The following is a 13237-nucleotide window of genomic DNA, read 5'->3' as shown; positions in this document are numbered from 1 at the left end:
ACAGAAAAACCTCTGTAGGCTGTATACATCAGTAGCCCAAGAGACAATAAAATTACACCCAAATCCCACATATTTTTTACTCCATCCTTAAAGAAAATATGTCTTGATGTGCTGTGATATTAATGGCGAATGATGTCAAATCTAGTTGAGTCACAGTACAATCAACCTGTACTGAAAGTACCCTATACGCATCCATAGACTGTCTATTTTCCATCATGACGAGATGTCTATGTGCACTCTGATCTGTGTACTATATTTATCCATCAGAGCATTAATATTTCAGCTTATGGGTCAGACTATAATGCATATAAACCCGCACATTGTTTGAAAATAATCATTGAGTAAGAAGAAAAATTGATTAATATCCATGCCCTAGTAAGACTGATCAAACTAATTGTATCAAGTTAAAGGTAAAATTTCGAAATCACACAAAATAATCAATTTTTATATTTTTCATTTAGTTAAAACATATTTTTACAGACTATCAAGCTGTTCGGCTTATACTGCTTTGACCCATCGAATCAAAACCACATTTACTTTCATCACTTGATCTATTTTGACCTCCTGTTGTATTTTTCATGTAAACCATTGGAGAAAAGCACGTTCACTTTCATTCGACATCGTGTTGCATCATTGCTCAGGGAAGCTCATGACACTCAAACAATTAAAAGCCTTTTTAGTCCTTGCACGTACGCTTAATTATGCCAATGCAGCCAATGAACTGTGTCTGAGCCAATCCGCTCTCAGCTTAAGCATTAAAACGCTAGAAGAAGAACTGGGTGGAAAACTGTTTAAACGCAACACGCGTCGGGTAGAAATCACCACTGAAGGTCAGTCCCTGATTCCCTATGCCAAAAAGCTTCTGGCCAACTGGGAAGATATGGAAAAAGATGTCAAACAGCGCTTTAAACTCAACCGTGGCACTTTAAATATTGCCTCAATGCCCTTTGCCACCCATGCGGTACTCCCCGCAGTGATGCATGATTTTTCACAATTACACCCCAACATCAGTTTTTCCATCCATGACATTACCAATGAAAAAATCATTGAAAAAGTTCAAGAAGGCATTTTTGAGATTGGTATTTGTTTTGAACCTAAACCCAACGATCAACTGATTTTCCAGCCCTTATTCAATGAAGACTTTTTGGCTCTGTTACCCAAACACCATGCCTTAGCCAAACAAAAAAGCGTGACATGGCTGGAACTCTGCTCTTACCCTTTTGTGACCTTACAAAACCCCTCGATTATTCGACATGTAATTGAGGAACAGTGTGCAGCGCATCAAGTGGTGTTGGATTTGAAAGTCGAATGCCACCAAATCAGTTCTCTATCTCACTTTGTTGCCTATGGCATGGGCGTCAGTGCGATTCCACGGCATTTTCAGAAATTCATTGATCTTGAAAAAAATGTGTTGATTGAAATTGACGACAACCAAACTCAACTGGCGGTGGGCATTATTTATAAAAAAGATTATGAACTGTCCAACATTTCAGCCCAATTTATTGAAACCACACTTTGGCATCATTTTTAAAGCCTCACTTTTATCCTTAAAGATGAATCTCTGTTCCTATTCCTTATGAATCAAATGCTTATAATGATTTAAATATTTAAGGCATTTTGTATTCTTCGCACCTAGTTCTCTCTTTTTCCTTCTTTAATATTAATGATTAATGAGTTTTTTTTATTACACATTAGAAAGATTCAATTTCTAAAAAAAGCAGTGCAATGCTAAAAAAATAACAAGCAAGGAAGATCAGGAAATAAAAGATGAATAAAGTCGTCGCAAATGCAGCCGAAGCATTGGCCGATGTGGTTGCCAATAATCAAACTATTGCCGTGGGTGGTTTTGGCCTCTGTGGTATTCCAGAAGCATTAATTGATGCCTTAAAAGATACAGGTGTCACAGGTTTAACCTGTATTTCAAATAATGCAGGTGTAGATGGCTTTGGTTTAGGTAAATTATTAGAAACCAAACAAATTAAAAAAATGATTGCGTCTTATGTTGGGGAAAACAAAGAGTTTGAGCGCCAGTATCTGAATGGTGAACTTGAAGTCGAGCTCACACCGCAAGGCACACTCGCAGAAAAACTACGTTCAGGTGGTGCAGGTATTCCTGCATTTTTCACCCAGACAGGTGTAGGCACTCTCATTGCCGAAGGCAAAGAAGTTCGTGACTTTGATGGTCGTCCACATATTTTAGAAATGTCTCTCACTGCGGACATTGCTTTAATCAAAGCCTACAAAGCCGATAAAGCGGGCAATTTGGTGTTCCGTAAAACCGCACGTAACTTTAACCCTGACTGTGCTATGGCAGGCAAATTCACCATTGCTGAAGTCGAACAAGTGGTTGAAATTGGTGAAATTGATCCAGATGACATCCATTTACCGGGGATCTACATCAACCGTGTGGTGCTGAATGCCACCCCAAAAAAGCAGATCGAACAACTGACCATTAAAGCAGAGGAAGCTTAATCATGGCTTGGACACGTAATGAAATGGCGCAGCGTGCTGCCCTTGAACTCGAAGATGGTTTTTATGTCAACTTAGGTATTGGCTTACCGACTTTAGTGGCCAATTATCTACCCGAAGGGATCAATGTTTGGTTGCAGTCAGAAAATGGCTTGCTCGGTATTGATGAATTTCCAACCCGTGATGCAGTCGATGCAGACTTGATTAATGCAGGAAAACAAACTGTCACCGCACGCAAAGGGGCTGCATTTTTCTCAAGCTCAGAATCCTTTGCCATGATTCGTGGTGGTCATGTCAATATTGCTATTTTAGGTGCAATGGAAGTCTCTGAAACGGGCGACTTGGCAAACTGGATGATTCCGGGTAAAAAAGTCAAAGGCATGGGCGGTGCAATGGACTTGGTCTCTGGTGTACAAAAAGTCGTGGTGCTCATGGAACACTGCGCCAAAGATGGCACGCCAAAAATTGTGCCTCAATGTACCCTACCACTCACGGGTAAAGCTGTCGTTAGCCGTATCATTACTGACTTAGGTGTGATGGATATCACTGCTGAAGGGGTGAAACTGGTTGAACTGGCACGCGATGTGAGCCTAGAACAAATCCAGAAAGCGACTGGCTTAGCACTGATAATCAATGGCTTTAAAGCCGCTTAAGTACAAAAACGACATCATTCAAAGCAGCTTCGGCTGCTTTGTTATTGGGATCAATCAAAAAAAGATTTTCAGTTAAAAAGAAGCTTCTTTATAGCCTTTAAATCCAACATAAAACCATCATTACCTTGACCAAGTCTATCTCCCGATATTCTCGAATTTACCGAATGATGACTCCTGCGCACATTTTTTAACTCAAATACCTGATGAAAAATTAATCCGCTCGGCTACTATATTTGCATTCCACATCCAGAGGTTCCCATGTCACAACAAGATTATGAAAATGGTTTAAAAGTTCGCACAGAAGTCATGGGCGAATCTTTTGTTAAACGTGCTCAAGACAATACTGTGCCTTTCACCCAACCTTTGCAGGACTGGATTAATGAACATGCTTGGGGCTCAACATGGCAACGTGAAGGTGTTTTACCACGTAAATATCGCTCGTTAATTACCATTGCATTTTTGACGGCACAAAAGAGTCCAACTGAGCTGAAAGGCCACGTTCGTGGTGCGCTAAATAACGGTGCAACGGTTGAAGAAATTCAAGAAGTCCTTCTGCACAGTTTGCCTTATTGCGGTGCACCTGCAACTCAAGAGGCGTTCCGCGCTGCACTGGAAGTGATTCAGGAATATCAAAGCAATTCATAAATAGACTAAGTGCCCATACAAAAGCGTTATATTGCAGTCGTATGGCGCAATTCATCTGGTTTGGCTATGCCGTATTTTTTGCCTAGCCAAACCATTTCCATTAAAAGGCTTTAGTCACACTCATGCCAACGCTAAAGTTTCGACCATCGGCAGGTTCAAAGAAACGACTATTGCTGTCATTCACAATCACTGAACCAACATAGTTACGGTCAAACAGGTTATCGACTCGGGCATAGCTGTTTACTTTCCAGTCACGGTTTACCCATAAGTAGCCGACATTTGCAGCCACAACGGTATAACTTGGTGCCGTATCTGAGTTGATATCATCGACATAAATTTTATCCATATAGCGCGCTTCTAAGCCTGCTTGAAAGCCTTGCTCAGGTTGCCATGCAATACGGGTAAACACTTGGTTTTTGGCAATTCCAGGAATCTTATTTCCTTTATCAATTGCTTTTGCATATGGAGTAGTTGGGTTATTTGGATTCGCTATTTCTGCTGTATAACTGTCAAATTCAGCATCAATATAACTAAAGCTCGATTGAATATTGAGCTCTTTCCAAATCGTTTGTTGCCATGAAAGCTCTAAACCTTGTCGCGTGGTTTGATCTGCATTACGAAAAGTCGCTCGACCATCTCTTGTTCCCGCTGTCACTATATCGTTTTTTGTATCTGTCTGGAAAACAGCGAAAGTGAAGAGTCCAAATGGATTCTGCGACTTTAGCCCCAGCTCATAGGTATCGCTACTTGCTGCTTTTAACGCAAAATTCATACCCGATTTCGAAGAATCAGTGTTATAAGCCATTTCGGTAAAGGTTGGCGTTTCAAAACCTTTGCCATAACTGGCATAGGCATAAAGTTCAGGTAAAATCTCCCAACCTAAAGCCACAGATGGCAATAATTTTTGATAATCCGTTGAACCACTGTCATCACCATTGCCAGCTACAATGTAATGGTCTTCCGACTCATAATGTACATTGCTATAGCGTAAGCCTGTATCAAGATGCCACGTGGGTAAAAACTGCCATGAAGCTTGCACATACGGATCTAAATTCCACAGGGTATTATTTTCATTACGGCGTAAATTACCTTTAACACCATAAGATTCTTTACCGTTTACCATTACAAAATTATTATAGCCTTGACGGTCTTCATCCATATTGTCTAAAGCAATACCAGCACTAAATGTAGTATTCGGTAATAATTCTTTACCTGTCCAACGGAAATCAGCACCATAATAATTACGCTCGAAATCAATCACAGCACCGGCATGAGTAGGTAGCTTCTGGGAGGTAGCTCCATTAGGAATTGCCTGATATTGAGTGACTTGGCGGTTGCCTAAATATGCCATGGCATAGAGTTCATTTTTATCATTAATCGGTTTAAACCAAGTCACACCTGTTTGAGTTTGTTCAATATCTTTGCGCGCGTTAAACCCCATATTTTTTACATAAGGAGCGATTTGTTTTGGGTTTGCTTGCCAATCCTTACGCTCTAACCCCATTGGGTCATCTGCATGGATTTTGACATAGTTGGTGACCCAGTTGATTTTACTGCCATCCTCTAAGTTCCACGTCAGTTTGGCGTTATTCAATACTTTTTGTGCTGCACTATGGTCTCGAAAACCATCGGTATCAAAATAAGAAGAACTAATCACATAAGCGGGTTGATTGGCCTGTTTGGAACCCCCTTGTAATTGGATATTGGCTTGTTGCTTATGGTGGCTGCCTGCATTGAGTCCCACTTGGATTGAGTCTTTCCCTTGTCCTTCTTTGCTCTCAGCCAAGATGGTTCCCCCTGATGAGTTGCCATATAAAGATGAAAATGGTCCTGTCAGTACTTCGATGTGATCTAAACTATTGAGGTCAATATTAGAACTTTGCCCTTGGCCATCAGGCATGGTCGCAGGAATACCATCGACATACATCCGAATGCCACGCACGCCAAAAGTCGAACGAGCGCCAAAGCCACGCATCGAAATTTGTAAGTCTTGCGCATAGTTTTCACGGTTATTGATTTGTAAGCCTGCAACCCCTTGTAGGACTTCGGATAAGTTTACATTGGCATTGTTTTGTACTGTAGCCGCTTGGACTTTTTGAATAGATGCAGAAGTCGATAACAACTCGCTATCGGTATGTACCGCTTGGACAGTGATAATAGGAAGTTTATATTCTGTCGTTTCTGCATAGGCATGCATCGTTTGTAAAATAACTGCAGTCAATAAGGCTTGTTTAAAAGGCGTATGCATCAAATAAGTTAATCGCACAATATTTCCTTGCTTGTTATTACCATAAAAATGGGAAGCCTATCATCTCGACAGGCTTCCCATACAATAAAACGTTTTAATCGGCTAAGCTATACGCAATCACATAATCGCCATGATCAGGCGACTGACGTGCCCCACCTGCGGAAATGACCACATATTGCTTGCCTGTTTTTGGAGAAATGTAGCTCATCGGTGTACCTTGGCTACCCACAGGTAAACGCGCTTTCCATACTTCTTCACCATTCGATGAATTGAAAGCACGTAAGTAGAAGTCTTGCGTTGCAGCAAAGAATACTAAACCACCTTGTGTCGCCATTGGGCCACCAATCGTTGGCATACCTATCGGCGCTTTTAAGCCCATTTTAATGCCCATTGGGCCAGTATCTTCAACCGTACCTAAAGGCACCTGCCAAGCCACTTGACGGGTTTTCATATCAATCGCCGTCATAGTTCCGAAAGGTGGTTTTTGGCATGGAATGCCCAGTACTGACATAAAGCGGTTTTTATTCACTTTATACGGTGTGCCTTTCATTGGCACTGCGCCCATACCTGTGTTGACCTTCTCTCCGCCACTGGCTTCAAGTTTTAAATCTTCAGGTGTTTGTTTAATCAGCTGAATCCACAGACCTAGGCGCATGTCGTTGACAAACATATAACGGTGCGTTGGGTCAAATGCGATACTGCCCCAGTTCATCCCACCCAGCGAACCCGGAAAACTTAAAGATACATCAGAACCTGGTGCTGTAAAGAGACCGTCATAGCGCATTGATTTAAAGTTAATCCGACACATCAACTGGTCAAATGGCGTTGCGCCCCACATGTCCGATTCAGTCAAAGTTTGATTGCCAATCTGTGGCATTTCAACTGAACGCGGCTGAGTTGCACTGTATTGCTCATCAGGGATATCTGCAGCTTTTACAGGTTGCTCAACCACTTTGGTTAAAGGCTTGCCTGTCACACGGTCAAGTACAAAGAACTGACCTGACTTGGTGCCAATGACGACAGCAGGTTTGGTTTGCCCATTTTGCATTGGAAAGTCGACCAAGCTTGGCTGCATGGGTAAATCGAAGTCCCAAAGGTCGTTGTGAACGGTTTGATAAACCCACTTCTCTTGACCTGTGGTTGCATCTAAAGCCAAAACGGAAGAATTGTACTTATGATCTACAGGTTGACGGTTTCCGCCCCAAACATCGACCGATGAACTCCCCATCGGTAAGAACACCGTGTTCATTTGCGGGTCGTAGGACATTGCCGCCCAAGAGTTAGCCGAACTACGTTTATAGATTTCACCCGGTTTGAGAACATAGTTTGGATTTGGGTTACGTGGATCAAAAGCCCAACGCAATTGCCCAGTAATCACGTCATAGGCACGAATCACACCACCCGGCATATCGGCTGCAAAGTTGTCAGCAATACGACTCCCGACAATGATGCTGGTGCCTGCAATGGTTGGCGCTGAGGTCACTTCAAAACGAGGCGCTTGCGTACCCGCACCTAGACCTTCCAGTAAGTTCACCGTTCCATCGACACCAAAGTCTTTGCAGCGTTCGCCTGTATCGGCATTGACTGCGATTAAACGACCATCAGGTGTATTGGTATAAACACGACGCGGACATGCAGTATTATTTGCCACCGCAGTCACCGCACTTGCACCTGCTAAAGTCGGTTGTACCAAGGCTTGAGTCGAGTCAAAGTAACCCACACCACGGCAACGCTCCCAAGCATCCGCTTTAGAGTTCACTTCAGCTTTCCAGATTTGTTTACCTGTGTCTGCATCTAAAGCAATAATGTTGTTATGCGGTGTACATAAAAAGACTTTATCACCGACCTGCAAAGGCGTGAGCTGGTCTTCTGCGCCATTACCCGTACCTGTAGTCATATCGCCTGTTTGAAAGCGCCATGCTTCTTTTAACTTAGACACATTATTACGGTTAATCTGATCCAGTGCGGCAAAACGACTTCCGCCAGCATCATTACCATAGTACGACCAATTCACTTGTTGGGTTTGAGCCGTTACAGGCACTAGAGGGAGCTCTTCACCACTGGCTTTGACTGTAGGATGTGGAATAAACATGCCATATAAACCACCCAGCATACCTAACACCGTCAAACCACCTAAGGCATAAGCAGGTGCTGAAGGCGCAATTTGAAATTGGTACTTACGAATAGCAGGTAAAGTAAAACACAGTGCGGCAAATAAACCCGCAGGAAACATTAACCGTGAATGGAGTGCCCAAAAATCCCAACCTGCATCAAACAGTGCCCAGACCACGGTTCCAAGAAAAACCAAGGCAAAGACCCAAACACCCAATGCTTTTTTTCTAAAAATAAAGATTGCGGAAATGGTGGTTAATACGCCTGCAATCAGGAAGTACCATGAACCTCCTAGACTAATCAGTTTTCCACCACCGATTAAATAAAATAAGCCAGTCAGCAATAAAGCCAAGCCTAATATAAAGCACCATATTTTAAATATGGGTTGAGATTGCGCTTCGGACATACGTTTTACTCCAAATGCTGTGTTTTAAATGATCTCTCCTACTTTGTTCTGAGCATCATTCACACCACATCCAAACTTTTGAGCCACCACAATTGGTTTGCTTCAGCAACGAAAAAAAGAGCATTTAAATTCAGCAATCACATCACTGATATTTTAAACACTCTTTCACTTCAAATACGATTAAAAATTCACCTTAACGCTAAGGCCAGCCACCCATGCGTCATCCACTTCTTTCACCCCAGAAGGTTGATAGATATATTGCAAGTTGGGTCTGAGCATTACCGTAGGAGACCATTGATAGGTATAGTTCAACTCGACATTGAGTTCGTCATGTTGAATTGGGACATAATCGCTGGCAAGCGCGTCATAACTGGTATAACCACGGCCTTCGTTGGTGGCGATTTGTTTATCCTTCACACGGTCATTTACCACATAATTAGCTAAACCAAAGCCAATCGAATCATTAGGGCGACTGTCAAAAGGACCTTTGTACCAAAGTGCCAACTGCTGCGTACTTTCTACAGCGGTCGTGTCTCGGTCATTGATGACCCCATTAAAACTGATATATAAACCACGTTTAGGATCAGCCCCATGTTGGGTCAGTTGTTGTTGAGCATTCAACCAAAAACTATATTTGCCATCGTGGATTTCTCCTGATGTGCCCACATCTTTAGCTTCTGCTGTGGAATACAGTGCGCCGAGTTTATATTCACCCGGTAAACCACTAAATGTGGCAAGTTTAGGTTTCCATGCCAGTTCAACTGGAATGGTCGCCCCTTCGACATTGTCCATATCGAGGTTAAAACCATCACTGTCCGAATCTGTTTTGACATTGTCTGGGTTGACTTCATAGACACCAACACCAAGTGACCAGTCTGGTGCAAATTGGTATTTAACATTGGTGCCCCATAAGCTGACAGGCCAGTTATACCAAATCGAACCGATGGATTTTCCTAACTGTCCACCACACAAAAGTAAGTTCTGAAACTCACATTGCGAGCTGTTAAAGTCATCGGACATGCCCATACGACCAATCTTAAATTGGACACGGTTATCGTCAAATCCTGTTTTAATCCATGCTTGGGTTAAGCGCCAGATCTTGCCACGCCCATAAATTTCTTGAGTATTCCCCAAGGTGCTGGCACGTGGATCTTTAATTCGCGCTAAAGTTAATGAATTACCATCACGTTTGGTAATCATTAAGCCTGCTGTGGTATTTTCCCAACCTGCAATTTTGTTTAAATCAAAATTGGCACCTAAGGTCAACTGTACAGCATTGTCAAAACTTCGGTCATCGTTATAACCACCAGCCAAATTGGTCGCTGCTTGGCTCATAATCGAAGCTGTAAATTTATAACCTTGATCTTCCAGTTGCTTCCGTTCACCGTTCCAATCGCCGAATAACCATTGACGGTCTGCCGAGTAAAATTCATTGGCTGACGCCAATTGGCAAGTTAAAAGCGCCAAAGATAATGTGCCTAGTTTTAAGAGTTGTTGCATAACCAAACATCCTTTTTTGTGAGGAAAGCTCAACCGAGCTTTCCATGCGGTTTTTATTATTTAATGCGAACAGCTGGACTCAATTCAGAGGTCGCACCCAAGTGGTCTGTGACATTGGCGGTGACATTAGCCACACCACTTGCCACTTTCCATGTTGCTTGACCATGACCTTGTGCATCGGTTGTCACCACTTGAGTACCTAAATACTGCTCTGCTTCTTGACTACTCGCTTGACGATTGGCAAACAATTCAACCTGATAGCGTTGATTTGGTTGTGCTTGTACTTCAGCCATAACCTGACCCTTGCTATAACTCAAACGTGGCGCTTGGATATTTTGGTTGGGTATCGCATTACAGCCCTGTTCATTTGGCTGGCTACAGGTTTTTTGCAGTTTCGCTGCTTCAATGACTACGCCACCCCCACGAGAACCGACAAAGCCAGCATGTTCTAGCGCAGGCACAGCAAACACAATGGCACCTAAACGTTGATTGGGTACACACGAACCACCCGCTTCACAGCGTTTAATATCTTTGCCATTGTCCCAAATTAAGTTTTTGGTCAAGGTTGTGCGGGCATTGGCATCTTTTTCTGAACGTATTGCTATGCCAAGACGGTTAGCATGGACTTTATTACTGTCAAAAATGTTGCCATCACCGGTGAGGTTAAAACCTATTGAGTTGTTGGTCAGTTCGTTATAAGCGATGTAATTGCGCTTACCCCAGTTGATTTGCAAACCATCAGAGTAATTTTCAAATTTATTCCCGACCACCGCATTATCATTGCCCCACAGGATTTCAATCCCTTGTGACGGTTCTGGATTGGCTTTGGTTGAAGTAAATAGGTTATTAGCGACAAGGTTAAATGCCGCGCCACGAGTGAGTTCAAGACCATCGCCATTATCTACAAATAAGTTATTTAAAACTTTGTTGTTATTGGTGGTGGTTGAGGTTGGATTGCCCTTACCATCATCACCCGTCAACATCACGCCTGAACCACCGTAGTTATTACTGATACGGTTATGTTGAATCAAGTTATTGCTTGAACGGTTCACCAAAACACCAATACAAAAACGGTGAATATCGAGACCTTTTAAGGTCACGCCATTCACATCTTGCAGAACTAGACCTGGTAAAGTCATGGTACGGACATTGGTGCCATACTGTTCAGGGTTTGCCCCCGGGCAGGCTTTAGCGCCCTCACCTTTAATATAGTTTGAACCATCAATCGCAATAAACTCGCCTGTTTTATCCCACTGCGTCCCAATGATCTTCACTGAAGACTTAATTGGCGGTAAAGGCTGATTTAGTTTAATGGTATAAGGTGCCTTACCCACAGCTTGGATGTGAATTTCATTTTCTTGCGCCGTATTGGCATTCGATTGTTCAATTGCCCAACGCAGTGAACCTTTTGCACTATCATCCTGATAACGATCCACAATATAAGTTTCTGCACTGGCCAAACCTGATGCCGCTAAACTCAAAACCAATGTGGTCAAACGTAAAGTTGATGGTTTCATATTTTAAATCCTTTTCTATCCTTGAACATGAATAACGCAGTGCATTAAGGGGTTGGTTGTACAGTTTTCAGCAACTGTTTGAGTTGAGTCACATCAATTTGACCCGGTGCAGAAGCTTCACCAATCATACCGAAACTTAGGCTGCCACCCATGTTGGCAGTCGCCACACGTGAAATGGTGCCCAACTGTCCCATCGACATGGTCAGTAGTGGTTTTTGACTTTTTTGGCTGACGGCCAAGGTGGCATTCATGAGGGTAAAGACATCTTGTTTTGACTTTGGCATTACCGCAATTTTCAAAATGTCGGCACCCATCTGATCTTGTTTTAGCAGACGGTTTTCAATGTCTTGTTGCTCAGGTGTTTTTGCAAAATCATGATTCGACATGATCACCAACACCTTCTTGTCATGCGCCAATTTGGTTAATTTCGCCACACTGCCTGCATCACGGAACATTTCAATATCCAGCAATTGCATAAATGGCTTTTTCAGGTATTCACGATAAATTTTTTCATAGTCTTGGTCAGACACTGTCATTTTTCCGCCTTCGTTATGGGTACGAATGGTAGCGATTAACGGTTTGTCTTTTAAAATTTGATTCAACTGCTGACCCAGTGCGATCACTTTTTTAGTGTCGGCAGAAAATTCCAATAAGTCGATACGAAACTCAGCCACATCTGCGTTTGGATTACTGGCAATCACTTTTGCTTGGGCAATCGCTTGTTCAGCCGTTTTTGCGGTAATCGGCACAATGGTTTTGACAGGTAAGTCACCAATATTGAGGTTTTTCACCACATAGTGTTGTACGCTTGATTGAGCGACTTCCGCTGCAAATGCTGGCATTGCTGCTAAAACAGCACTGCTAAAACAAAGTTGCATCGCAATTTTTTTGATTTTCATCATTACATTTCCTTGTATTTACAAACTATTGCCTGACTTCTGTCATCAATGGCAAATATACGTGGGATGAACGAAATGGGTCATACCATCACCACGTATAAACTTTTATCTTTAGAATTAGTTCAAGATGTCTCGCACTAAATCTTGGAAAATTTAGATATCCAAAAAGACCGTTTCGTCTTCTCCTTGAATACGAATATCAAAGCGATACACCACTTCACCATCACGCTGTTCACGTTTTGCAATAAGGGTTTGACGACGAGGTGCCCACTCAATGCCTTTCAGCACAGGATCTTGTGCATTGGCTTCCGCTTCATCTTCAAAATAGACACGGGTGTTCAAACCGATGTTGATACCGCGTGCGAAAATGATCAGTGCAATATGCGGTGCTTGAGTTGTGCCTTTACGTCCCGGAACAGCACCCGGTTTAATGGTATTAAAACTCCAAAAACCAGTTTCAAAGTCTGCCCCTGTACGTCCCCAACCGAGGAAGTTTGGATCGACCGCTTTGCCCTGAATATCCGCCACACTTGGATACACGCCGTTGGCATCTGCCTGCCAAATTTCAATCAATACATCGCGTAACGGCAAACCTAGACCGTCGAATACTTGACCCTCTAAGCGAATACGTTCACCTAAGGTTTTTTCTTGAACCAACTGATTGTTAAAGTTGTTTTCAAAAACTTCGATGTTGGCTTGTTGGGGCAACAAACCAATGTGTACGTATGGCCCACCTGTTTGAGATGGCGTTTCATGCAATTCTTGAAAGTTCCAATGGTTCATGTTGC

Annotated in this window: 10 protein-coding genes and 1 pseudogene; 4 read left to right on the top strand and 7 right to left on the bottom strand. The window is 42.7% G+C overall.

All coding sequences use genetic code 11. The features are described from left to right. Positions 1–71: pseudogene (locus B4F08_RS17275) on the bottom strand (GntP family permease); the annotation flags it as partial. 578 nt (positions 72–649) lie between these two features. On the opposite strand from B4F08_RS17275, the gene B4F08_RS08970 reads away from it, so the two are divergent. From B4F08_RS08970 to B4F08_RS08955, 4 genes are all read left to right on the top strand, one after another. After that, positions 650–1531, top strand: a complete 882-nt coding sequence (locus B4F08_RS08970) for a LysR family transcriptional regulator (protein ID WP_291374182.1) — start codon at positions 650–652, stop codon at positions 1529–1531. Between the two features lie 236 nt (positions 1532–1767). After that, complete coding sequence (locus B4F08_RS08965; RefSeq protein ID WP_291374181.1) at positions 1768–2472, top strand: CoA transferase subunit A; 705 nt, start codon at positions 1768–1770, stop codon at positions 2470–2472. Positions 2473–2474: 2 nt separating this feature from the next. After that, positions 2475–3122 (top strand): CoA transferase subunit B, encoded by a 648-nt coding sequence (locus B4F08_RS08960; RefSeq protein ID WP_279735859.1) that lies wholly within the window; start codon positions 2475–2477, stop codon positions 3120–3122. A gap of 258 nt (positions 3123–3380) precedes the next feature. Then, entirely contained in the window at positions 3381–3767 is a 387-nt protein-coding gene (locus tag B4F08_RS08955; protein ID WP_004981378.1) for a carboxymuconolactone decarboxylase family protein, read from the top strand. A 100-nt stretch (positions 3768–3867) separates the two neighbouring features. Here the strand turns inward: B4F08_RS08955 and B4F08_RS08950 are convergent, their stop codons facing one another. The 6 genes from B4F08_RS08950 to pcaG all read right to left on the bottom strand — a co-directional run bounded on the left by B4F08_RS08950 (position 3868) and on the right by pcaG (position 13232). Continuing rightward, positions 3868–5964 (bottom strand): TonB-dependent receptor, encoded by a 2097-nt coding sequence (locus B4F08_RS08950; protein ID WP_291374185.1) that lies wholly within the window; start codon positions 5962–5964, stop codon positions 3868–3870. 145 nt (positions 5965–6109) lie between these two features. Continuing rightward, positions 6110–8533: a glucose/quinate/shikimate family membrane-bound PQQ-dependent dehydrogenase gene (locus tag B4F08_RS08945; RefSeq protein WP_291374180.1), complete on the bottom strand. Its 2424-nt coding sequence runs from the start codon at positions 8531–8533 to the stop codon at positions 6110–6112. A 180-nt stretch (positions 8534–8713) separates the two neighbouring features. After that, entirely contained in the window at positions 8714–10033 is a 1320-nt protein-coding gene (locus B4F08_RS08940) for a carbohydrate porin (RefSeq protein WP_291374179.1), read from the bottom strand. Between the two features lie 56 nt (positions 10034–10089). Next, positions 10090–11550 carry a NosD domain-containing protein gene (locus B4F08_RS08935; RefSeq protein ID WP_291374178.1) on the bottom strand — a complete coding sequence of 487 codons (1461 nt, stop codon included), beginning with the start codon at positions 11548–11550 and terminating at the stop codon, positions 10090–10092. 44 nt (positions 11551–11594) lie between these two features. Then, positions 11595–12452, bottom strand: coding sequence for a type I 3-dehydroquinate dehydratase (gene aroD / locus B4F08_RS08930; RefSeq protein ID WP_291374177.1), 858 nt, complete (start codon positions 12450–12452; stop codon positions 11595–11597). 150 nt (positions 12453–12602) lie between these two features. Further along, on the bottom strand, positions 12603–13232 hold the full coding sequence (gene pcaG, locus B4F08_RS08925; RefSeq protein ID WP_291374176.1) for a protocatechuate 3,4-dioxygenase subunit alpha: 630 nt from the start codon (positions 13230–13232) through the stop codon (positions 12603–12605). Positions 13233–13237: the final 5 nt, after the last annotated feature.

The organism is Acinetobacter sp. UBA6720, assembly GCF_002454215.1.
In the GTDB taxonomy this organism is placed as follows: domain Bacteria; phylum Pseudomonadota; class Gammaproteobacteria; order Pseudomonadales; family Moraxellaceae; genus Acinetobacter.
Note: the sequence above shows the minus strand (reverse complement) of the source record. Positions and strands in the feature narration are given on the sequence as shown.